General features: G+C 51.0%; 21 protein-coding genes and 1 other RNA gene. 1 reads left to right on the forward strand and 21 read right to left on the reverse strand.

The features are described 5' to 3' along the window. Positions 1-347: 347 nt before the first annotated feature. The 14 genes from AC1DF0_RS28790 to rpoE all read right to left on the reverse strand — a co-directional run bounded on the left by AC1DF0_RS28790 (position 348) and on the right by rpoE (position 12,754). Complete coding sequence (locus AC1DF0_RS28790) at positions 348-611, reverse strand: pro-sigmaK processing inhibitor BofA family protein (RefSeq protein ID WP_442052030.1); 264 nt, start codon at positions 609-611, stop codon at positions 348-350. Then, positions 608-856 (reverse strand): DUF2508 family protein, encoded by a 249-nt coding sequence (locus AC1DF0_RS28795; RefSeq protein ID WP_442052029.1) that lies wholly within the window; start codon positions 854-856, stop codon positions 608-610. Before AC1DF0_RS28795 ends, AC1DF0_RS28790 begins: the two co-directional genes overlap by 4 nt. A gap of 133 nt (positions 857-989) precedes the next feature. Then, positions 990-1,589 carry a recombination mediator RecR gene (gene recR / locus AC1DF0_RS28800; RefSeq protein WP_307208436.1) on the reverse strand — a complete coding sequence of 200 codons (600 nt, stop codon included), beginning with the start codon at positions 1,587-1,589 and terminating at the stop codon, positions 990-992. Between the two features lie 61 nt (positions 1,590-1,650). Next, positions 1,651-1,962, reverse strand: a complete 312-nt coding sequence (locus AC1DF0_RS28805; protein WP_442052028.1) for a YbaB/EbfC family nucleoid-associated protein — start codon at positions 1,960-1,962, stop codon at positions 1,651-1,653. Between the two features lie 33 nt (positions 1,963-1,995). Then, on the reverse strand, positions 1,996-3,801 hold the full coding sequence (gene dnaX / locus AC1DF0_RS28810; RefSeq protein WP_442052027.1) for a DNA polymerase III subunit gamma/tau: 1,806 nt from the start codon (positions 3,799-3,801) through the stop codon (positions 1,996-1,998). A 261-nt stretch (positions 3,802-4,062) separates the two neighbouring features. Next, positions 4,063-4,330, reverse strand: an RNA gene (gene ffs, locus AC1DF0_RS28815) — signal recognition particle sRNA large type. 88 nt (positions 4,331-4,418) lie between these two features. Then, positions 4,419-4,760, reverse strand: a complete 342-nt coding sequence (locus tag AC1DF0_RS28820; RefSeq protein WP_337102241.1) for a hypothetical protein — start codon at positions 4,758-4,760, stop codon at positions 4,419-4,421. Positions 4,761-4,913: 153 nt separating this feature from the next. Next, positions 4,914-5,111 (reverse strand): 50S ribosomal protein L31, encoded by a 198-nt coding sequence (gene rpmE, locus AC1DF0_RS28825; protein WP_307208422.1) that lies wholly within the window; start codon positions 5,109-5,111, stop codon positions 4,914-4,916. A 163-nt stretch (positions 5,112-5,274) separates the two neighbouring features. After that, entirely contained in the window at positions 5,275-6,528 is a 1,254-nt protein-coding gene (locus tag AC1DF0_RS28830; RefSeq protein ID WP_442052025.1) for a radical SAM family protein, read from the reverse strand. A 21-nt stretch (positions 6,529-6,549) separates the two neighbouring features. Next, entirely contained in the window at positions 6,550-7,890 is a 1,341-nt protein-coding gene (rho, locus tag AC1DF0_RS28835) for a transcription termination factor Rho (RefSeq protein ID WP_442052024.1), read from the reverse strand. Positions 7,891-7,988: 98 nt separating this feature from the next. Beyond that, positions 7,989-9,257 carry a UDP-N-acetylglucosamine 1-carboxyvinyltransferase gene (locus AC1DF0_RS28840; protein ID WP_442052023.1) on the reverse strand — a complete coding sequence of 423 codons (1,269 nt, stop codon included), beginning with the start codon at positions 9,255-9,257 and terminating at the stop codon, positions 7,989-7,991. Between the two features lie 372 nt (positions 9,258-9,629). Continuing rightward, entirely contained in the window at positions 9,630-10,028 is a 399-nt protein-coding gene (locus AC1DF0_RS28845; RefSeq protein WP_337102246.1) for a response regulator, read from the reverse strand. Positions 10,029-10,248: 220 nt separating this feature from the next. Beyond that, positions 10,249-11,853, reverse strand: coding sequence for a CTP synthase (locus AC1DF0_RS28850; protein WP_442052022.1), 1,605 nt, complete (start codon positions 11,851-11,853; stop codon positions 10,249-10,251). A gap of 322 nt (positions 11,854-12,175) precedes the next feature. Beyond that, entirely contained in the window at positions 12,176-12,754 is a 579-nt protein-coding gene (gene rpoE / locus AC1DF0_RS28855) for a DNA-directed RNA polymerase subunit delta (RefSeq protein ID WP_477576828.1), read from the reverse strand. Positions 12,755-13,161: 407 nt separating this feature from the next. Here rpoE and AC1DF0_RS28860 point away from each other — a divergent pair, with 407 nt between their 5' ends. Next, a complete protein-coding gene (locus AC1DF0_RS28860) occupies positions 13,162-14,298 on the forward strand; it encodes a S8 family peptidase (protein ID WP_442052020.1) in 1,137 nt (378 codons plus the stop codon). 33 nt (positions 14,299-14,331) lie between these two features. Here AC1DF0_RS28860 and argS read toward each other — a convergent pair whose 3' ends face one another. From argS to phnC, 7 genes are all read right to left on the reverse strand, one after another. Continuing rightward, a complete protein-coding gene (argS, locus tag AC1DF0_RS28865; protein WP_477576830.1) occupies positions 14,332-16,017 on the reverse strand; it encodes an arginine--tRNA ligase in 1,686 nt (561 codons plus the stop codon). Beyond that, a complete protein-coding gene (locus tag AC1DF0_RS28870) occupies positions 16,017-16,484 on the reverse strand; it encodes a YwiB family protein (RefSeq protein ID WP_442052018.1) in 468 nt (155 codons plus the stop codon). Before AC1DF0_RS28870 ends, argS begins: the two co-directional genes overlap by 1 nt. Before the next feature lie 83 nt (positions 16,485-16,567). Beyond that, positions 16,568-17,077 carry a DNA-deoxyinosine glycosylase gene (locus AC1DF0_RS28875; protein ID WP_442052017.1) on the reverse strand — a complete coding sequence of 170 codons (510 nt, stop codon included), beginning with the start codon at positions 17,075-17,077 and terminating at the stop codon, positions 16,568-16,570. A gap of 508 nt (positions 17,078-17,585) precedes the next feature. After that, positions 17,586-19,805 carry a bifunctional 2',3'-cyclic-nucleotide 2'-phosphodiesterase/3'-nucleotidase gene (locus AC1DF0_RS28880; protein ID WP_477576833.1) on the reverse strand — a complete coding sequence of 740 codons (2,220 nt, stop codon included), beginning with the start codon at positions 19,803-19,805 and terminating at the stop codon, positions 17,586-17,588. A gap of 194 nt (positions 19,806-19,999) precedes the next feature. After that, on the reverse strand, positions 20,000-20,833 hold the full coding sequence (gene phnE, locus AC1DF0_RS28885; protein ID WP_442052015.1) for a phosphonate ABC transporter, permease protein PhnE: 834 nt from the start codon (positions 20,831-20,833) through the stop codon (positions 20,000-20,002). Continuing rightward, a complete protein-coding gene (gene phnE, locus AC1DF0_RS28890) occupies positions 20,833-21,627 on the reverse strand; it encodes a phosphonate ABC transporter, permease protein PhnE (protein ID WP_442052014.1) in 795 nt (264 codons plus the stop codon). The genes phnE (AC1DF0_RS28885) and phnE (AC1DF0_RS28890) overlap by 1 nt, the downstream gene beginning before the upstream one ends. Continuing rightward, the gene (gene phnC, locus AC1DF0_RS28895) at positions 21,627-22,439 is read right to left on the reverse strand and encodes a phosphonate ABC transporter ATP-binding protein (RefSeq protein ID WP_442052013.1); all 813 of its coding nucleotides are present in this window, start codon (positions 22,437-22,439) and stop codon (positions 21,627-21,629) included. Before phnC ends, phnE (AC1DF0_RS28890) begins: the two co-directional genes overlap by 1 nt. Between the last annotated feature and the right edge of the window lie 31 nt (positions 22,440-22,470).

Consider the following 22,470-nt stretch of genomic DNA (forward strand, 5'->3'; position numbering starts at 1 on the left):
TAGGCACGCCGCTAGGCACGCCGCCAGCGTTCGTCCTGAGCCRGGATCAAACTCTCCATAAAGGTGTTTGACTTGCTCAAAAACTTTTTTATTGCTTTAGTCAGAAGCCGAAGCTTCTTAACTGGCAGTTTCGCTCGTTGTTCAGTTTTCAAAGAACAATCTTTTCTTTCGTGTCGGCGCTTTGTCTCAGCGGCGACTTTTATAATATATCACATTCGCCCAGTTTAATGCAAGCACTTTTTTTAAAAAGTTTTCTTGGCCTTCATTACTACTGTTCTAGGCGCGAGATATAATGTAGCATAGATCGACAGACGGCGTCAACCTTTTGCCTAAACTTTATGCAGAGCTTATACGACCACCCATTGCAACCCAACGATTAAAGCTACTCCGGGCACGCCCAGCGCGACGACCGTCCCAATCGTTATCGGATTAAGCGGAACGTGCAGCCCCGGTATAACCTCAGTTGCATTAAGCACGTATAGCAATGCTGCCGCAAGTACCAGGTGCAGGCCAAAGCCTCGCAACCACCCCCATGACAGTCGATTGCGCAGCAATACCATGATAAGCAATAACGATGATACAACGAACATGGCTAACCAAATTGTTTTCATTTCATCAATCCTCCCCATTGCGGCCAATGTTTACATGTCCTTTTTGCAAGTCGAAGAAGCATTTCGTATCTCTTCTCAGCTGAAATGATCGCATAGATCGCATAATCCACCTGATCCTCGCCTGAAGCATACTCGAAGAAGCGATTCGCATTTTCCCAATCTCGATGCGCTTCTGCTATTTCCTTACGCAGCTTTTCTATCCATTCCAAGTCGCTTACAATTGTCACCGGTCGTTCTGCTGCCATCACGATCCCCTCCCGCTTGTCCTATCGCATCATCTACGCTCTCCCTATTTGTATTAGGCTTGTATGCCGAATTAGAACAAAAAAAGACTGCCTCAAGGAAATCATTCCTCGAAGCAGTCTCTATTGCAGCCATCTAGCTTAGCTCTCGCCGACCCTCAATGGCTTTGGATAATGTTACTTCATCTGCATACTCAAGATCCCCGCCGACCGGCAAACCGTGAGCAATACGTGTAACTTTGATGCCGAACGGCTTAACGAGCCGCGATAAATACATCGCTGTCGCTTCGCCCTCAATATTCGGGTTCGTGGCCAAAATCAGCTCTTGCACCTGTTCATCGCTCAGTCTTCTGAGAAGCTCGGCAATCTTGATCTCTTCAGGACCGATACCCTCCATTGGCGATATCGCACCTTGCAGCACATGATATTGCCCTTGGTAATCCTTCATTCTCTCGATTGCAACAAGATCTTTGGAATCCTGGACAACACATATGACGGATTGATCGCGAGACTTGTCTTGGCATATTTTGCACGGATCGGTATCTGTAATGTTGCAGCAGACCGAGCAGTAGAACAAATTACGCTTCACACTCACAAGCGCCTTCGCAAAATCAATGACATCGTCTTCCTTCATTCGGAGCACATGAAACGCAAGACGGGCGGCTGTCTTAGGACCGATTCCCGGCAAACGGGTAAAAGCATCAATTAATTTCGCTATCGGTTCAGGGTAAAACAAAGATGCTACAGCTCCTTTCAAGCGTCAAAAGCTAGGTGCGACTACCCGCTTCCTAGAACTCCTAGAACAAACCTGGGATTTTCATACCGCCAGTAAATTTGCCCATATCTTTGTTCGCAAGCTCGTCGACTTTACTTAGTACATCGTTAACTGCCGTCAATACAAGATCTTGCAGCATTTCTACATCTTCCGGATCTACGGCTTCAGGCTTGATCGTAATGCTCAAAATTTTCTTGTGGCCATTTGCAACAACCGTAACAACGCCGCCGCCAGCAGTTCCCTCAAGCGTCTTTGTTTCCAGTTCTTCTTGCGCCTTCATCATTTGATCTTGCATTTTCTTTACTTGCTTCATCATTTGGTTCATATTGTTCATTCCAAATCACCTCATCATTAGAATTAAGTTTAATTAAGTATTCTCTTTCACAACGACCAAATCCTCGCCAAACAACCTTACTGCTTCTTCAACCCACTCCGGGCGTTGCGCTCCTGCAGCAGGACCATCGCCTTGCTCGGGTTCGAGCTGAAGCGTTTCGCCCTGCTTCGAGGCTCCCCCATCAGCAGCGGCTGCTTGCCACTCCTTCATCATACACGTAACGAATTGAAGCGGCTTGCCCATTAATTCACGCAGTATTTGCTCGATGATATCCCGGTGCGCTTGCTTCTCGGTTGTCTCCCTATGCATCGTATTCTTGAATGCAATAAGGAGCGTGTCATCCGCGACGGCAACTGGTTCGCCATCGGTCAACCAAGCATGCACCGTGATCTTAGTCTCCTTCACACGCTGGAGCACGGCGCTCCATTTCATGCGAACTTGATTAAAGTCATCGTTGCCCGCAGCCGCCAAGTAACGATCCAGCTTAACGGCTGAACGGACAATACCGCCCGAGCTACCGCCAAAGCCTCCGCCTCGCGAGCCGCCCCCACCGCTTCGGGCTGCCGGCGCTGCTTGTCGTCCTCCAGCGTCTCCGCCAGCTCCAGATGCAGCGATGCCGTTCTGAAGCGCTTGCTCCAGCTTGCGCTCCAGCGCCTCAACCTGCTGACGCAATCGATTCACTTCCGCAGATGGCGCAGCGGAGCCAGAAGCAGCACCTTGCTGCGACTGTCCTTCACCGCCAGCTCCCAATCCCTCATCAAGCGTACATAGCTTCATGAGCGCAACCTCAAATAATGTCTGAGGCTGTGATGCATGCTTAAGCTCGACCTGATATTTGTTAAGCGTATCAATCATGGCGAACAGCCTCTGAGAGGTATAAGCATCGGCCATCAATCGGAATCTTTCTGTATCGACCACTCTCTCCGTTACAGCTCCGCCCTGCGGCGCGAGCTTAAGGACGAGCAAATCGCGGAAATAGTAAATCAAGTTCTCTAAGCACTTATCCGCACTCTTGCCTGCTTGCATCAGACTTTCTACAAGCGGCATGATTCTCGCTACGTTCCGATCTTTGACGGCATCGGCCAGCTCGTAGAATTGATCTGCTGCCATACCGCCTGTCACATCAACAGCTGCAGACAGCGTAATATGGGAATCGCCAAACGCCGATACCTGTTCCAGCAAGCTGATCGCGTCACGCATACCGCCCTCCGATAAGCGAGCGATATACGAAATGGCGTCGTCTTCCGCCTGTATGCCTTCTTCACGGCAAATTTGCAGCAATCGTTCCGTCTGTTCTTCAAGCGATACTTGCCGGAAATCGAATCGTTGGCATCGCGATATAATCGTTGCCGGCAGCTTATGGGGCTCAGTCGTCGCCAATATAAAAATCACATGGCCCGGAGGTTCCTCCAGCGTCTTAAGCAGCGCATTGAACGCTTCCGTAGTAAGCATGTGTACTTCATCTATAATATAAACTTTGTAACGGACATCCGATGGCGCATATCGCACCTTGTCGCGTATATCCCTAATCTCATCGATTCCTCGGTTGGATGCTGCGTCAATCTCGACGACATCCATAATATGTCCAGCTGTTATTCCAAGGCAAGCATCGCACTCGTTGCAGGGCTCAATGGCAGGACCTCGCTCGCAGTTAACCGCTTTCGCCAACACCTTCGCGGCAGTCGTCTTTCCTGTCCCCCGCGGGCCGTTGAACAAATAAGCGTGCGATACGCGCTGCTCCTTGATCGCATTCTGTAGTGTCTGAATAATATGCCGTTGTCCGACCATGTCCTGAAACGTCTGCGGACGCCAGGCACGATATAATGCGATATGTGACACACAGACCTTTCCTTTCGGATTGCATATAAATGGTTTATCTTAGCTCTAATCCCAATGCCTCTATTATACATGAACGCACAGCAAAGGGCTATCTCTAGACCAAGAAGCAGAAGCTGTAGTGCTTTATCAATCTACTAGAATAATAGCGATAACCCGATAACCAAAAAAACATCTGCGGCCGCGTGCGCCGACTTGAGATCGGGCTTCGATCGAAGATGTTATTTGTAAAGTTGGCTATTGCATGCATGATAGTTCGTTGTACCGTGCACCTGCCTTCGATAGATGCGACCCAGGCGGCATCCTTGCACTACAGCTCGAGTCAGGCACTCCCCCGGCACATGAACTAACTTACTTACGGCTGCTTCCTTCCGGACCTGACCGGGTTCATAAGCGTTCATTGCGGAGGACCCGACTGTCAACACTGCTCGCAAGTGCCAAACCCCATATCGACATAACCTCGAGCAGGAATTCAACCTCGCTACAGCGGATTGCGAGTTACAGGGCACCGCTACCTCCCCGTCTAGCACGGCAAAAATAAGTATAGCCGATTCCGTACTAAAGCGCAACCGACGTTGTCCGTTAATTTATGGACAACCTCTGCAGGAACTGGCAATCGACTACCGCTTCGCCTCGACATGCACGTTATATCTAGGCATATTGTATTGGACGACTGACTGCGCCTTCTCACGGACCTTAGCTACGTCTGCGTCCGACAGCTTATCATTAACGTTCAGATTCACATGCACCGTGGTGCCGTTGAAAATAATTTGCGTCTGCTCAATGCCGTCTATCGGTTTCAGCACTTGCTTGATCAAGTTGCCGTCTACATTGTAATTCAGCGTGCCGAATCGATTCGGCATGTTCGGGTTACTGTTAGAGTAGCCCATATATCCATCATGGCCGTACGTCTTCATATGGTCGGAGGTTTGGTTGCCGCAGCCCGTTGCGCTCAAAGCCATTACGGCAATAACTCCTGTTGTTACTAAGGCTGTGCGTATCCGGTTATGAAGAGCCCCGTTATTATTTTGCAATCAAAAAACCTCCCTTTAACCATAGGATGGCTGAGGGAGGCTCTTGTATTCTGCCAAATATTGGCCGAATGATTCGGACAATTAAATGCCGTATTTCTTCTTGAAACGGTCGACGCGACCGCCGGCATCCAGGAACTTCTGCTTACCCGTGAAGAACGGGTGGCATGCGGAGCAAACCTCAACGCGAAGGGTCGATTTGATCGATCCTGTCTCGAAAGTGTTGCCGCAAGCGCAAGTTGCTGTAACGACGTGGTATGTCGGATGAATAGCTGGTTTCATCTCGTTCACCTCTTTCCGCCCTGAGCTACATGCGAGCCCAGAGTATAATCACACAACTAGGATTATAGCACGAACCGATTTTCAGTTGCAATAAGCGCAATCGGTTGATATTGCGAGATTTGGAAGTCAATTCCGTCCCGAGACGGAAGGCTATCCCTTAATTTTAACGACGAAGTGCCGTTGGCGGTATGTGCGTATACGATCCGATGACGACATCCGGCAGTTCCTCGCGGAAGATTTCCAACATTTGCTTCATGCCATAAATCTCGCCCTGCGCCTTCGGAATAATCGACAGATAGCTCTCAGGGTCGATATTCAGATTGCGCATTTGAATAAGCTTAAGGCCTGTGCGCTTCGCGAAACCGATCATCGCTTCGATCTCTTCCTCGCGATCCGTTACGCCAGGGAAGATCAAGTAGTTAATGGAAGTATATACCCCTTTGTCAGTCGCGTACTTAAGCGACTTCTCCACGTTCTGAAGCGTGTAGCCGCGCGGCTTGTAATAAGCATTGTAATGCTCGTCCAGCGCGCTGATCGTGCTGACCCGCATCAGATCAAGGCCTGCATCAACTATTGCGCGCATGAAGTCGGTTAACCCGGCATTCGTATTAATGTTGATATAACCATTCGACGTCTGGCTGCGCACACGGTTCATCGCTTCAACAATGATGCGTGCTTGCGTGGACGGCTCGCCCTCGCAGCCCTGACCGAAGCTAATGATCGCGTCCGGCGTACGCAGATGCTCCAGCATAACCTCAACTACTTCGTCGACGGTCGGCTTGAAGTTCATCCGCGTCTGAGGAGCAACGAAGCCGCTGTCGTCCGGTTGCTCGGATATACAGCCAAAGCATCCGGCATTGCAGGAATACGATACTGGAACAGCGCCTTCCCAGCGTCCGAGGAACGTGTTGGAGGACGTCAGGCATTCGTAACCAAGAGCGCAATTAGACAGATGCTTATACAACCGATTTTCCGGATATTTGGTCAAAATTCGATCGACTTGAATACCGAGCTCATCGCGATCGCAATTAAGCGGATCCCATCTCTCCGGATCGTCGCATTGTTCAGCCGTTACGTAGAACTGATCGTCCTTCCACACGACTGCGGTATAGCCGAATAACGGCAGCTTCTCATTCTTGTCGGCCTTCACGTAGCCGGGCAAGCAAAGTCTTGTGAAACCTTGCGGCAGCAAGGCGCCAACTGCTTGCGCACCGTCAGGCAGTACCTGCATCTGGCCATTGCTTGGGTTCAGTCCGATCGGCTTCGTGAAAGGAAGACTTACAAGCGTCGCTCCATTAGGGAGCGGAATGAGCTCTTCTTCCATAATTTCGACGATCATATCGCCGCTGCGGCCAAGCCCGATATAATCGGGATGGTCGAATACATTTCCATGTTCATCCGCATATACGAGATTCATGATGTTCTCCTTCCTGCGGCCTTACGATCCGTGCGTCGTGGTTCTTGGCGCTGGGCGCCGGCCGGTAGTCGACGTACTGCCGCTTTTTATGCTTGGGCGTTCCGGTTTCGCATCCGCGGATGTATCCAGCGACATGAGGAACTGCTCATTGTTCTTGCTATCGGCCAGCTTCTTCAAGAAGTTGTCCACAAATTCAAGCGAATCGTTCATATTGCGGCGAATCGACCATACTTTCTCAAGCTCTTCCTTCGTGAGCAGCATTTCCTCGCGGCGCGTGCCCGATCTGCGAATATCGAGAGCAGGGAAAATACGGCGTTCCGACAGCTTACGGTCGAGATGAAGCTCCATATTGCCCGTACCTTTAAATTCTTCATAAATGATATCATCCATACGCGAACCCGTCTCAATCAACGCAGTAGCCAATATGGTAAGGCTTCCGCCCTCTTCGATATTGCGCGCAGATCCGAAGAAACGTTTTGGACGATGGAATGCAGCAGGATCGATACCGCCGCTCAGCGTGCGGCCCGATGGAGGAATAACAAGGTTGTAAGCTCTAGCCAGACGTGTAATACTATCCATCAAAATAACGACGTCCTTCTTGTGCTCGACAAGTCGCAGCGCGCGCTCAAGCACAAGCTCCGCCACTTTGATATGATTCTCAGGCAGCTCGTCGAAAGTCGACGCAACAACCTCGCCCTTCACAGAACGCTGCATATCCGTTACTTCTTCCGGGCGTTCGTCAATCAAGAGTACGAACAGCTCGATATCGGGACGATTCTCCGTAATGCTATGCGCAATTTCCTTCAATAACAGTGTCTTACCTGTCTTCGGCGGCGCTACGATAAGTCCGCGCTGACCAAGTCCAACCGGTGCAAGCAAATCCATCATTCTCGTAGACAGCTTGGATTGCGCTGTCTCTAGCACAAGCTTCTTATCAGGATAGAGAGGAGTAAGGGCAGGGAAATGCAGGCGTTCGGCTGCAGTTTCAGGGTTCTCACCGTTAACGGCATTTACCTGCAGCAGACCGAAGTAACGTTCGTTTTCTTTAGGAGGACGGCATTTGCCGGATACGAGATCGCCGTTACGAAGGTCGAATCTACGAATTTGGGAAGCAGAAATATAAATATCCTCTTTACTCGGCAAGTAATTAATAGGACGCAGGAATCCAAAACCCTCCGATAAAACGTCTAATACGCCTTCCATAAACATAAGTCCGCTTTTTTCCGCTTGCGCTCGCAATATTGCAAAAATTAGTTCTTTCTTCTTCAACTGACCATAATAAGCGATCTGATATTGCTTCGCTAGTTTGTACAATTCGGTCAGCTTCATCTCTTCCAGATCCGCGATCTGAAGGTCCGTCATGTTCTCACCACTCTATTCAGTTTTCATTATAATTGCTTGATTATCCATCATTGCCGAATCGGACGCCGTCTATTCCACAGCGCCCCTGCTTCTGCTAGTTAGTCTTCTACTGAAGTATCTTGCTCACGCCATACATCTGCGCCTAAACGTCTTAGATTTTCGACTAGATTGTCATAACCTCGATCAATGTACTCCACTCCGGAGATTTCCGTAATACCATCCTCGACTGTCAATGCCGCTACAACAAGCGCAGCTCCTGCACGCAAATCGGCAGCCTTCACTTTCGCAGCATTCAATCTGCCGCCTTCTATAACGGCCGATCGTCCTTCGACCCGTATATTCGCGCCCATACGAGAGAGCTCAGGAACATGCTTAAAGCGTGTGCCATATACGGTATCCGTAAGAATGCTAACCCCTTTGGCTTGCGTTAGCAGCGTCGTCATCGGCGATTGCAAATCGGTAGGAAAGCCCGGGTAGACAAGCGCCTTTACATCAATGGGTGAGTACTCATGCGATCCAACAATGCGGATCGATTCATCCATCTCATGCACCTCGACACCCATCTCTTCAAGCTTTGCAGTCATCGCTTCGAGATGCTTAGGAATGACGTTGTCAATCAAGACATCGCCGCGCGTTGCAGCAGCGGCAATCATATACGTACCGGCTTGGATTCGATCGGGAATGATGGAATGACGGCAGCCGTGCAGGCTCTCGACCCCTTCAATCCGAATCGTTTCCGTTCCCGCACCCTTGATCTTCGCACCCATAGCGCTCAGGAGAGTAGCTACGTCAATAATCTCAGGCTCTTTGGCTGCATTCTCGATGACGGTTAATCCTTTGGCCCGTGAGGCCGCCAGCATAATGTTAATCGTCGCGCCAACGCTTGCAACGTCCAAATAAATCTTCGCGCCGCGCAGCTCCTTGGCCGAAATGTGGATAGACCCTTGTTCGTTCGTAACCGTGGCGCCAAGCGCCTCGAAGCCTTTAATATGCTGATCGATTGGCCTTGGCTCGAAGTTGCAGCCTCCCGGCAAACCGATCGTCGCTTCGCCGAAACGGCCAAGCATTGCGCCCATCAAATAGTAGGAAGCACGAAGCAGCTTCACCTTGCCATTGGGCATCGGCTTGGCCTTCAGATGGGTAGGGTCAATCCGCATCATATCATTATCCCGCGATACGACTGCTCCAAGCTCTTGCAATATTTCACTGTATACAGCAACGTCGCTAATAAGCGGCAAATTATCAAGTACAACTTCAGACTCTGCTAGTATAGATGCCGGCACCAGCGCAACGGCGCTGTTCTTCGCCCCGCTAATCTGTACGGTGCCCCGCAGCGGCTGTCCACCGCGTATCATCAATTTCTCCATCAATATATTAATCCTCCCGTGGATTGGAAGAGAACAAAGGAAAACCGCCGAACTCAATAAGGCGGAATGTTGTCCTATGCTCCTAATTTTACGCTTGGCTGTCGTCTTAACAGCTTGGATATGGTATTCCAGCGACCATTCGCGCGGTAAGCAAACTCTCTATACGCGCTGCCAAACGTCATTCTGAGCCATTATACCATAATGCGTTTCGGAATAGTGAATAAAACTCCTTCCGGTGAGGGTGACGGAAGCGCGCAAGCGTATTAGTAGAGGCTACATCCCAATCAGAACGGCGTAATCCTACACATGATTAGAAATCTTAAAAAAACGGCATCGCCGCTAGCAAGCGACGATGCCGTTCGTAAAAACGATTTATGACCCGATAGCGAATCGACTCGAAGAGCTGCCGCCTTGCAGCTCTGCATTAACCGCAATCCGCATCTCGTCGATGTCGAACGGCTTCGTAAAATGCATTAAGGCACCGAGATCGGTCGCTTCCTTAATCATGTCGAGCTCGCCGTAGGCCGTCATCATAATAACTTTAATATCGCGATTAATCGTCTTCACATGCTTCAAAATTTCCAGTCCATCCATGCCAGGGATCTTCATGTCCAGCAATACGAGGTCGGGAGCATCTCGCTTGACGATTTCTAAAGCCAGCTTGCCGTTAGACGCCTGAAACGTATCGTAGCCTTCGCTGCTGAATACTTCCATCAGCAATATTCGGATGCCGTTCTGATCATCGACGATCAATACCTTCTTCTTCTCCAACGCTAATTCCCCCCGCAACTGAGCTCAGCCCAATAATTGGCCAACTCTTCCATAATCGCTAATATATTCGCTGAGGTGGGTAAATAATCCTTCTCTTACACTGAAAAACTTGTAGGATGGTGGTAAATGATGCAGCATTGGGTAGGCAACGATTACATAAACCCAATAATAAACGAAAAATCGACCTTGCCGTCATAGGTACGGCAAGGTCGAAGCAACTTTATTGCTCGGAATATTTAAGCGCTGCGTGTACGAATCCACGGAACAGCGGTTGCGGACGGTTCGGTCTGGACGTGAATTCCGGGTGGAACTGAACAGCCAAGAACCAAGGGTGATCAGGCATCTCTACCATCTCAACGAGACGGCCGTCTGGCGAAGTGCCGGAAATGCGCAATCCTGCCGACTCAATACGCTCGCGGTATTCATTGTTGAATTCATACCGGTGACGGTGACGCTCGTATACCAGCTCATCGTTGTAAGCTTCTTCTGCAAGCGAGCCTGGAACGATTTTGCAAGGGTACAGACCAAGGCGCATCGTGCCGCCCATATCTTCAATATCCTTCTGATCCGGAAGCAGATCGATAACCGGATACGGTGTCGATGGATTAATCTCAGAGCTGTTCGCGCTAGCAAGTCCAACGACATTTCGCGCGTATTCGATAACAGCAACCTGCATGCCAAGGCAAATACCGAAGAACGGAACGTTGTTCTCACGGGCATAACGGATAGCCGAAATTTTGCCCTCGATGCCGCGATCGCCGAAGCCGCCAGGTACAAGAATGCCGTGAACGCCTTGCAGCTTGTCCGCTACGCTCTGATCCGTAAGCTCTTCCGCATTGACCCAACGAAGCTTGATTTCGGAGTTCGCATCAATACCTGCGTGGCCAAGCGATTCCACGATACTGAGGTAAGCGTCATGAAGTGCAACGTATTTACCGACAATGGCGATTTCAGTCGTCTTCTCAAGCGATTTCACGCGCTTAACAAGGCTTTCCCATTCCGTCATGTCCGGTTGGTTCGTTGTCAGCTTCAGGTGGTTGACGACGATATCGTCAAGACCTTGCTCACGAAGCATTAATGGAACTTCATATAGTGTAGATGCATCGAGACATTCTACGACTGCATTCGCATCGATGTCGCAGAACAAACCGATCTTGCGTTTCAAGTCTTCAGCAAGCGGATATTCCGTACGGCATACGATGACATTCGGCTGAATGCCGATGCTGCGCAGCTCTTTCACGCTATGCTGGGTCGGCTTCGTTTTCACTTCGCCTGCAGCTTTAATATATGGAATAAGCGTAACGTGGATATACATCACGTTGTCGCGGCCGATGTCGCTCTTAATCTGACGAATCGCTTCAAGGAAAGGCAAGCTCTCGATATCGCCGACCGTACCGCCGATTTCTGTAATTACGACGTCCGAACCCGCTTCTTTGCCTGCGCGGAATACGCGGTCCTTAATTTCGTTCGTAATATGCGGAATAACTTGAACCGTGCCGCCGAGGTAGTCGCCGCGACGCTCTTTGGTAATTACATTGGAATAAATTTTGCCTGTCGTTACGTTGTTGTTCTTCGACAGGTTGATGTCTATAAAGCGCTCATAATGCCCAAGGTCGAGGTCGGTTTCAGCGCCGTCGTCGGTGACGAACACTTCGCCATGCTGATAGGGACTCATCGTTCCCGGGTCTACGTTAATGTACGGGTCGAACTTTTGAATCGTTACTTTGAGACCCCTGTTCTTCAGCAAACGACCGAGCGACGCTGCGGTAATGCCTTTGCCCAGGGACGATACTACGCCGCCGGTTACAAATATATATTTGGTCACTGTGATGTTACCCTCCAAGCTCCTATGGTTAATGTTTAGGTTTGCCCATTTACTCGATAAACATGGATGCGGATACCTTCCGCTTGTCCATCCAGTTTGTGGGAATATATCCTGCCGACGCATCCCTCACAAACAAAAAAAGTGACACCCGTAGCCACGGGGCACTTTTTCCAATTGGCATATAAATATGCGTTATTTGTTAACCGAATCTTAAGCCCATGCAATAGTTTACTCTGCCGTTATAGGCGCTGTMAAGCGTAAACAGATGTTGCTGGCCATAAGCGGCAACATCTGACGTTTCGCATGGAATTCTAAGACCAGTTTACTTGTCGTCCTCGTCTTCGTCTTCAAATTCTTCGTCTTCCTCTTCGGCGTCGTCTTCGGAGTCTGCTTCCAGCTCTCCTTCGACTTCTTCCTCGTCAATCTCTTCGTCGTCGATAACGACTTCCTCGTCAACTTCCTCTTCGGCTTCCGCCTCTTCGAAGTCTTCGCGGTCCTCGTCGTATACATCGTAATCTTCTTCTTCCGCTGCGTAAGTATCTTCTTCCTCGTCAGCGAACAGATCGTCATCATCATCGTCGTCGTCATTAATAATACGAGTACGCTTCGCATTGCCTACCGGATCCTCGGAACGCTCAACCGGATACCAGCGCTTCAGTCCCCACATATTGCTGCCTACGCAAGCGAAACGGCCGTCAATATTGATCTCCGTGTACACTTGGGCGATGAATTGGTTAATACCTTCCGCGGAAAGACCGCGTATTTTAGCGATCTCCATCATGAGATCACGGTAATAGTAAGGCGTATTCGCTGCTTTCAGAACTTCGAACGCCAAATCGACCATAGGCATTTCCTTCATACGTTCAGGATCCAGCTTTAACGTAAAATTGCTGCTGCTCATATGGACACATCCTTTCTTGCCAATCTATTTATGTACACATTCATTGCTCGCTTATCACAGTATAGTAAAACCTATTTCGTCCAAAAAAGCAAGCGGCATAGCGCAGCGGCTCCTGACACCATCCGGCGGGACCTCCACATGGGCGTAAGACAACTCACAGCTTGGACGTTCATGCAAAAAGCGAAGGGATTACTCCCTCCGCTCTGACTGTATCCATCCGACACCAAATGCCTGATGCATAACGGTGACGTAAGAGCCCCTGAGAACTCCTAGTTCATACTATGTCCAGCGACGGAATTTGACACGGTTTCTCGCCTATTTATGATAAAAAGGGCAAGTTGCTCACGCCGACGGGTGCGATTGCTCATACAATACCTCAGCATCGTCCGTCGGGAGGGAAGCCAAATTTGGACACCGCCGCATTTATCCGCTCGTTGCAAGACACGATGGCTTGCGCAGATCCCACCGCAACGAAGCGCATTGTTCGCTTCCACCATGTGAGCGACTACCGACGCTTCCTGCAGCAGTTATCCGATGTTCCAGCGGAATCGCCGCTAAAGCAGGTAAAACAAATGTCTATTATACGCAGCCTCTCCTGCATGCTGCCAGCCGGGGAGACGCTCGAGCAATTCTCAGGGCGGGTCTGGATTGAGAAAGACTGCAAAATAAGCGTTCACGCCGCTCCAGCTCAAAAGTCGATTTCCATTGAGAAAGGAATACCCTGGGGTGTTCAACAAATAAAAGCTCCGCAAGCATGGGGAGCAACGACAGGCCATAAGGTAAAGGTCGGCGTCATCGATACCGGCATCGACTTCAACCATCCCGACCTGAGGCAATCGTTGTCTCGCGGCATTAATCTGCTGAACCGCAGCTTGCTGCCTCATGACGACAACGGACATGGGACACATATCGCTGGCACGATTGCCGCAGCCAACCAGCTTCAAGGCATGATTGGCGTTGCGCCGCGCGCCCTTATCTCTCCCGTCAAAGCATTCGATCACAATGGGAGCGCATTCGTATCAGATATTATACTCGGCATCGATTGGTGCGTCCGAAACCGCATGGATGTTATCAATATGAGCTTCGGTATGAAAACAAGAAGCAAGGCATTGCTTAACGCGGTAATAAACGCGCACAACGCGGGCGTCATTATCGTTGCCTCATCCGGCAACGACGGCAAGCGGCGTTCGGTCGATTACCCCGCCCGCTATCCCCAGACCATTGCGGTCGGCGCCACGAACAAGATGCGCCGCATCGCTCCCTTCAGTAACCGCGGTGCCTACATCGACGTTTATGCGCCCGGCGAAAAGATCGTATCCACCTGGCTGAAGGGCAAATACAACGAAATGAGCGGCACCTCGATGGCTACCTCGCATGTCAGTGGAGCTATAGCTTTACTGCTTGCGCTGAAGCCCGGCCTCTCGCCAACCGATATCAAAGCAATTATCAAACGTTCCGTACAGCCCCTAAGAGGCAGCAAAGCCCGCCGAACAATCGGCGAGCTCGATGTGATGCGTATATTGCAAGCCGTAGAGAAGACCTAGCCTCTGCGGCTTGTTTTCACGTTAGAAGAGGTACTACATCCGCTCTGGAGCGGATACGCCGACGAGGCGCAGCACGTTCGCAATAGCCGTGCGTACGGCTCCAAGTAGCGCTAGACGGGCAACTGACTGCTCCGCGTCATCCGTAATGACCCGCTCCGCTTTGTAATAGCTGTGGAATTGCGAGGCCAGCTCGTACACATAACGAATCAACCGGTGCGGCGCATGCTGAGCAGCCGCTTCCGTAATCTCTTGCGGCAGCTCGCCGAGCTTGCGCAGCAGATCGAACTCCGACTCGGCGCTCAGCTTCGCGAAGTTCAGCTTGCTCGTGTCAACAGCGCCGCTTGCAACGCCTTGCTCCTCCGCTTGGCGGAAGATGCTGCAGATACGGGCATGCGCATATTGCACATAGAACACCGGATTCTCGTTCGAAGTCGAGATCGCCAGGTCCATATCGAAATCAAGATGCGAGTCCATGCTGCGCATCGTGAAGAAGTAACGGATCGCATCGACGCCAACCTCGTCCATTAAATCCTCCATCGTTACCGCTTTGCCGGTACGCTTCGACATCTTCATCTTCTCGCCGTTCTGGAACAGGCTGACCATCTGCGCAATCAATACCGTCAGCTTCGCCGGGTCGTTGCCGAGCGCAGCCATAGCTGCCTTCACGCGCGGGATATAGCCATGGTGATCGGCACCCCAAATGTTGATCATCCGATCGAAGCCGCGGCTATACTTGTTGCGGTGGTAAGCGATATCCGGCGTCAAATACGTGTAAGAACCGTCATTTTTGACGAGAACGCGGTTTTTGTCGTCGCCGAAAGGCATCGTGGACAACCACGTTGCGCCTTCCTCTTCATAGACATGACCGGAAGCCTTCAGAGCTGCTAGGCCCTGCTCTACTTGCCCGCTCTCATAGAGCGACGTCTCGCTATACCAGACGTCGAAGCCGACGCGGAAGCGTCCAAGGTCGCGCTTAATCTTATCCAGCTCACGCTCTAGCCCGAAGCTGCGGAAGAACGTGAATCGTTCCTCGTCCGGAAGCGATAGCAGACGGTCTCCCTCTTGCCGGGCCAGCAGCTTCGCGAAGCCGATAATATCTTCGCCGTAATAGCCGTCCTCCGGCATTTCCGCCGATTGGCCCAGCGCTTGACGGTAGCGCGCTTCAATCGACACGGCAAGGTTCTCAACTTGCTTGCCCGCATCGTTAATGTAGTACTCGCGCGTCACTTCATAACCGGCAAAGTCGAGCACGTTGCAGAGCGCATCGCCTACCGCCGCTCCGCGGGCATGGCCGAGATGCAAGCTGCCTGTCGGATTCGCGCTCACGAATTCGACCTGTACGCGCTGACCTCCGCCATCTGATGTGCGACCGTAGTTATCTCCCGCTTCCAGCACTTCGCTAATAACCGAATATAAATAACTTTTCTCTATACGGAAGTTAATAAAGCCGGGACCCGCAATCTCCGCCGATTGAATCGACGCCTTCTCCGTATCGAGATGCGCGATAATCGCCTCAGCGATTTGGCGCGGATTCTTCTTCGCCAGCTTCGTCAGCTGCATCGCCGCGTTCGTTGCCAGATCGCCGTGGGACTTGTCCTTCGGCACCTCAAGCACGAATACGGGCAGTTCCTCTCTGGCTGCCAAGCCGGCCGCTACCGCCGCATCGGCAATCGCGATTTTTACCTTTTCATACATTTGATCAAGCGCATTAGCTTTCATTAATAAGTATCCTCCTGTATATAGAGTCGAATGTCGAATCGACCCGATGATTGTTCATTTACACGCATCTCATATGCCCACTCCAGCGTGAATGGCAGCCCGGTCGGCAAACCGTGCTCGTCCACATTCGCTGCCCCGCCGGCGCCTGTAAGACCCAGCTTCGACGTATCCGTCTCCAGCTCGAAGGTAATAGCAGCCGAGCGGTAGCGGCCTGTGCGCCGTTGTCCGGCCGTGAACAGCTGCTCGGATTCAACAACGCCGCGGCGCACGATCGACAGCTCCTCCGGACGATAACGAATAAGCGTCCGCACTTCGCCTGCACCCGGATTGTCGTTATCTGCCGCTTCCGCATATCGGATGTAGATCGACCGCTCCTTGCGGAACCATTCCCCGGTATAGCTATGGTTAAATGAGCTCCCGTCCTGCGTGCTCGTCAGCGTAATCCGTACTTTCCTGCTGTCTCCCATTTCCGTGCTTGCTCCTAATATCAGTCTAATCGTATGTAACTACTATATACAGGAAGACTATTTATTTCAACGCCGAGGCCATCTTATTCCGCTATAAAAGGCATAATGACTCTCCATGCCTCAATCCGATCCTCGAGCGTTCGCATATGCTTCGTTGGTATAGGGCTGGAAGAATGCAGCTTAATGAGCGCCACGTCGCGGAAGCTCTCATGGCCTCCGTAGTATTTGCGAAACGTGTCGTAAGCCTTCGTACCGTTGAAGCCAATACAGCGAAGCTCAGGATAATCGGCGATCAGGTCGGGGAAACGGTTAGGAACTTCTTCCTTGATATTCACATCGAGACTGCCCTCCCGCACGCAAGATTCGATCACATCCCATACGGCAAGCTTATGCTCCTGCAGAAAATGAAGCCGGTTCTCATAGATCGAATCGGGAGCGCCCGCATCGAATAGACCGTATATAATCCGCCAAAAGTAATTTTGCGGATGACCATAAAATTGCCCATGCTCCAGCGACTTCACGCTCGGAGCTGTACCCGCGATGAGGACGCGGGCGCGCCCGTCGATGACTGGGGGAAATGAATGTATGCGCATCGTTACATCGCCATCCTTCTCTAACCTAGTTTATAAAACGTACCATAGTTAAGCAGCTCCAGCTAGCCGTAAATGGTTTAGTTATCCACAAAGTTATCAACAATCGGTGCACAACATGTGGGAAACTGTGGGTAAGTTGATTTCGGCTGAATTGGAACGTGGAGTGGATTTTGGAGGCTGTCGATTAATTGTTAACCAATTAGATAAGATCTCAATTTATATGATTTTTCACACAAGAGCAGTTATACAAGATGTAAATTATCAAACTTATACGATTTATCATATAAAAGTGGTTAATCCATCTACACAGCCGATGATTTTGTACGATTTTTCGATCAAAAACCTTCATTTGGTCTATCCGTAAGGTTGTTTTATACGATATATCGTACAACAATTGGTTAGTCACAGTTAATCGACAGCCTCTTTTACGCAGTCAAATGGACAGTTATAAGAAAAGACGTTTCCCGCTCTATCATTAGCGGAAAACGTCCTATTCAACCGTTAAATGTTACTTGGCAGGAATCTTGATCTTCTGACCTGGGTAGATGAGATTCGGGTTTGCCAGTTTATTATAGCTCGCCAGCTTCTGCCACGTTGTGCCGTGTTTGATCGCAATCCAGTAAAGCGTATCGCCGCTCTTCACGATGTAAGTGACGTCCGGGGCAGGCTTAGGCGCTTCCGGCTTTGGTTGCTCCGGTTTCGGTTGTTCTGGCTTCGGCTGCTCTGGCTTAGGTTGTTCCGGTTTCGTAGATGTTGTCGCAGCTTTCAAGTCGAGCTTGAACTCGGCATAGCCGTCTTCCGTCGTAGCCGTGTACGTGAGCCATTTGAGCGCTTCGTCCATCGACTTCGCATCCGGAGAAGTCTTGTACGTCACGTTGACCTTGTCATTAATCGGTGCAAGCGACCAGTTGCCGTCTGCGGACGGGTTGATCGTTTTGTTCGAGCGAATGTAGTCGATTACGACTTGGCGGTTCTCGTCCGGGGAAGCGAGAATGATCCTTTTGCCATCCGGATTAGCGAACTTGCTCGACGAAGCGCGGTAGTTGTTCGATGCCACGACGAACTTCTGATCCGCCTTGATCGGCTTGCCCTCGAATTGCAATCCGACAATACGGCTTGACCCTTCATTTTTAAGCGTGCCATTCGCCTCGTATTTCGCGGGCTTCGTTACGTCGATCTGATAAGTAATGCCGTCGATAACATCGAAGTTGTAGGTCGGGAAGTCGTAATTAACCAAGTCCTGCTTCGCCGTGCTAGCCGGATCGATCTGATTGAATTGCCCAGCCGACCATTCCAGCCATTCCTTGATTTCTGCACCTGTTACGAGTACCGCATTAACGGTATTGGAGTACAGATACAAGTCCGCTACGTTCTTAATCGCGATATCGCCCTTGTCGATGTTCGTGTAATAGTTAGGTCCTTGGCGGCCTCCGGCCTTGAATGGCGCACCTGCCGACAGTACCGGGATATTTTCATATTCTGTTCCTTGAAGCTGCTTCTCGACGTACCACTTCTGCGCGTTCGTTACGATCTGAATCGATGGATCGTCCTGTACGAGGGCGAACCAGCTATTGATCGGAGCCGTCGTCTGACCGACCGGACCGCGAATATAATCAAGCGTATGCTGATGATCGTCCTTCACGGCTTCTACGATCGCAGGATCGGCATCGACAAGCGGCGTTTTGTTAACCGTATCGAAGATCGGCTTCACGGAAGACTTGGAATCGGCAACGACCCACTTGCCATCCTTCTGCTGAAGCGTCAGGTCGATAATACCAAGGTTGTTGCCCCAGAAGCCAGGCTCAACGGCGGCTACCCCGTTAATCGTGCCTTTCGTTAGATCCACGCCTGTTTTCCCTTCGAACGACTTGTCAGGGAATACTTTGTGCGCATGGCCGAACAGAATGGCATCGATACCGCTAACCTTGCTCAAATAGAGAACGGAGTTTTCCATGAGCGGCGTTTGCGGAATATCCTCAAAGCCCGAATGCGGAATGGCGATAACGATATCCGCGCCCTTGGCCTTCATCTCCGGCACATATTTGTTCGCAGTGGCTACGATATCTTTCACTACCACTTTGCCTTCGAGATGGGCTTTGTCCCATTGCGTAATTTGAGGCGGCACGAAGCCGATGACGCCAACCTTAAGCGTATGCGCCGCTCCAGTGCTGTCCTTCACTTCTTTGTCTAGCAGCAAATAAGGGGTGAATAGGTTCTTGTCGTTCGTCTCGTCGGCGTCCCCGTCGTAGACATAGATGTTGGAGTTCACGTAAGGGAAGTCTGCGCCTGCAAGCGCAGTGTTCAAGTATTCGAGGCCGTAGTTGAATTCGTGGTTGCCAAGATTGCCCGCATCGTAATCAAGCAAATTCATCGCTTTGTATACGGGATGCGTCTCTCCTTGCTGGAGAGGGTCGATGGTGGCGATGTAATCGCCGAGCGGATTGCCTTGAATCAGGTCGCCATTGTCGAACAGCAGGCTGTTCGGCGACTCTTGGCGAGTCTGCTTGATGAGCGTGGCCGTCTTCGCAAGCCCGTACTCATCCGTTGACTTGTCGGAGAAGTAGTCGTAATTCATGACATTGACATGAATGTCCGACGTCTCCATGATCCGCAGTTGAACCGTCGTTTCTCCATCCGCCTCGGCCGCTACCGAATAAGGAAGCGACACCAGGCTGAAGGAAATGACGGCGAACAGCGTTCGCTTCCACTTCGATTGATACAATTGCATTCCCTTCACTCCTTGTCCAATAATTCGCTAAAGGCCTGCGACGGGCGCAAGCCTTGAAGCTTCTTTATATACAAAAGCCATGCTGCAGCTCATGATGGACAATCTATAATCTCTTCGAACAATATAATAATTTAAAAATTCTGAATTGTCACTCTCATTTACCAACTCTTAGGAATCGACAAAATATCGCCCCATTAAGCCCGCTTGCGCATCCTCAGCTTCAATCGGTTGGACACCAGCTCAACGCTGAACACCATCATGAAAATAACTAATCCAACGAACAATGCTTCGTCAAAATGGTAGCTGCGCATCGCATGCGTCAGCTCAAAGCCGATCCCGCCTGCGCCAACGGCTCCTAATATTGTAGATTCGGCAAGATCACCCTCGAAGCGCATGACGCACCACGCCAGTAGCGCGGACAACGCGCATGGCAAAACACCTTGCAGCACGATCTGCAGCCAGCTTGCGCCCGTTGAGCGCATTGCTTCAATAACGCCTTCATCGACCTCCTCGAGCGATTGGGAGAACACTTTAATGAGTCCGCCGATCGCATGCACCATGATCGCAAGCACGCCTGGCAAGGGACCCATGCCGACCGCGACGATAAAGATAAGCGCCCAAATCAATGTCGGAATCGCTCGAAGGAGCGAAGCAAAGCTGCGGATAAACCAGCTGAGGGCACGGTTAGGAGCAATATTGTCGGCTGCAAGAAATGCCAGGAAAAACGCGACGATGATGCCGATTACCGTTCCCAGAATGGCTACTTGAATCGATTCCACTGCCGCCAGCAACACATGCTTCCATTGAGAGGCATCCGGCGGGAACATAAGCCCGGCCGTCTTCGTAAACTTCGCAATACCCGGCAGAATGCGGCTGTAATCAAGTTGTAATTGGATAAGGCTGAACACGAAAAACGCCGCACCGAACCATCCATACCATCGGAGCGGATTGCTCCGTCTACGCCGCTCGCCGTTTGCGCGCAGCGTCCCGTTCTTAGGCGCTTGCCCTGTGTGTGCCGCTGTAGCCATTAGATGATCCGCTCCCTAATCCGATTTGTCAAAAACTCAGTTGCCAGTACAATCGCCAGCACGAGCAGCACCGCCATGCTGACCTCCTTGTACTGGAATAGCTTTAGTCCCGACTGTATCGTGAAACCAAGGCCGCCTCCGCCTACCATGCCGACAATAGTCGATGCGCGAACATTAATCTCCAGATTGAATAACGACCATCCAATAAGGCTTGGCAGAAATTGCGGCAGCACCGCTTGCGTAATGACTTGCGTGTAGCTTGCTCCCGTCGAGCGGAGAGCCTCCACTTGACCCATATCGATCTCCTCGAGCGATTCCGCGAAGCAGCGGACAAGCATGCCGATAGAAACGATAATAAGCGACATCGTTCCGACTAGCTTGCCCAGCCCGAAGGAAGCAACGAGCAGGATCGTCCATATAATAACCGGCACGTTGCGAAGCATTGCGGATGCTGCCCGCATGCCCACTTGCAGCACCGGATGTGGCGATGTCGTAGCTGCGGCAAAAATAGACAGCACGCTGGCGATAAGCGCGCCAATAACCATAGCGACGAAACTCATATATATCGTGTCCAGAGCCGGGCCGATCAGACTCGGCAGCTCCGCCGTCTTCGGCGGCATAAGATCGACGAACAGGAATCTCGCCCCGTCGCCGATTCCGCTCCATAGCGCATTAGGCGTAAAGTTCGTCCCGATTGCCGACCATACCGTTAATGCCGCAAGAAAGGCAAGGAATAGAATAAGCTGATTCCGCTTGCCGCGGCGTACTCTCTGCAGCTGTTCAGCCTTCATCATTACGCCGTCTCCTTCTTGAGGGCGCGAGCCAGTCTAGCATCGGCTTCCGATATATCGCTTGCTTTATCGTTATGCTGATTATAGATAAAGTCGATCATCTCATCCGTCAGTTGTTCAGGCGTACCGTCGAACACCTTCGTACCTTTATAGATGCCGATAATGCGCGTCGCATACTTTTTGGCGACATCGACTTGATGCAGATTGCACAAGCAAGCAATGCCGTCCTCCTTGCAGAACGTATAAAGACTGTTCATTACGATTTCCGATGAAGCCGGGTCTAGACTCGCTATAGGCTCATCTGCCAATATAAGCTGCGGCTTCTGCGCCAGCGCCCTGGCAATGCCTACCCGCTGCTGCTGTCCGCCGCTAAGCTCATCGGCGCGCTTATGGATCTGCTCGCCGAGCCCGATGCGCTGTAGCAGACGGGTCGCTTCCGCTACGTCCGGCTTCGTGAACAGACCAAACGCACCGCGCCACGCGCTCATATAACCGAGTCTGCCGTGAAGAACGTTGGTGAGCACAGACAATCGCTCGACAAGATTGAAGCCTTGGAAGATCATCCCCATGCTTCGACGAATTTCGCGCAGCTTTCTTCCGCTTACGCCGGTCGTGTTCGTTCCTTGGAACAGCACCTTGCCCGACGTCGGCTGGACCATTTGGTTCAAACAGCGAAGCAGCGTGCTCTTGCCCGCTCCGCTCGGTCCGATGACGACGATGAATTCACCTGCCTCCACCGATAAGTCAATACCGTTCAGCGCTGCCGTTCCATCTGCATATACCTTCTTCAAGTTCTCAACCTGCAGCAATGTCATTTCCATTGTCCTCCGCTTCATCACTCATTTA

It is taken from the genome of Paenibacillus sp. 05T425, from assembly GCF_056396205.1.

Bases quoted from the DNA above. Each gene is read 5' to 3' on its own strand.
- AC1DF0_RS28790 (WP_442052030.1), bottom strand. From the start codon at position 611: ATGAAAACAATTTGGTTAGCCATGTTCGTTGTATCATCGTTATTGCTT.
- AC1DF0_RS28795 (WP_442052029.1), bottom strand. From the start codon at position 856: ATGGCAGCAGAACGACCGGTGACAATTGTAAGCGACTTGGAATGGATA.
- AC1DF0_RS28805 (WP_442052028.1), bottom strand. From the start codon at position 1,962: ATGAACAATATGAACCAAATGATGAAGCAAGTAAAGAAAATGCAAGAT.
- AC1DF0_RS28820 (WP_337102241.1), bottom strand. From the start codon at position 4,760: ATGGCTTTGAGCGCAACGGGCTGCGGCAACCAAACCTCCGACCATATG.
- rpmE (WP_307208422.1), bottom strand. From the start codon at position 5,111: ATGAAACCAGCTATTCATCCGACATACCACGTCGTTACAGCAACTTGC.
- AC1DF0_RS28830 (WP_442052025.1), bottom strand. From the start codon at position 6,528: ATGAATCTCGTATATGCGGATGAACATGGAAATGTATTCGACCATCCC.
- rho (WP_442052024.1), bottom strand. From the start codon at position 7,890: ATGACGGACCTTCAGATCGCGGATCTGGAAGAGATGAAGCTGACCGAA.
- AC1DF0_RS28840 (WP_442052023.1), bottom strand. From the start codon at position 9,257: ATGGAGAAATTGATGATACGCGGTGGACAGCCGCTGCGGGGCACCGTA.
- rpoE (WP_477576828.1), bottom strand. From the start codon at position 12,754: ATGAGCAGCAGCAATTTTACGTTAAAGCTGGATCCTGAACGTATGAAG.
- argS (WP_477576830.1), bottom strand. From the start codon at position 16,017: ATGAAAGCTAATGCGCTTGATCAAATGTATGAAAAGGTAAAAATCGCG.
- AC1DF0_RS28870 (WP_442052018.1), bottom strand. From the start codon at position 16,484: ATGGGAGACAGCAGGAAAGTACGGATTACGCTGACGAGCACGCAGGAC.
- AC1DF0_RS28875 (WP_442052017.1), bottom strand. From the start codon at position 17,077: ATGCGCATACATTCATTTCCCCCAGTCATCGACGGGCGCGCCCGCGTC.
- AC1DF0_RS28880 (WP_477576833.1), bottom strand. From the start codon at position 19,805: ATGCAATTGTATCAATCGAAGTGGAAGCGAACGCTGTTCGCCGTCATT.
- phnE (WP_442052015.1), bottom strand. From the start codon at position 20,833: ATGGCTACAGCGGCACACACAGGGCAAGCGCCTAAGAACGGGACGCTG.
- phnE (WP_442052014.1), bottom strand. From the start codon at position 21,627: ATGATGAAGGCTGAACAGCTGCAGAGAGTACGCCGCGGCAAGCGGAAT.
- phnC (WP_442052013.1), bottom strand. From the start codon at position 22,439: ATGACATTGCTGCAGGTTGAGAACTTGAAGAAGGTATATGCAGATGGA.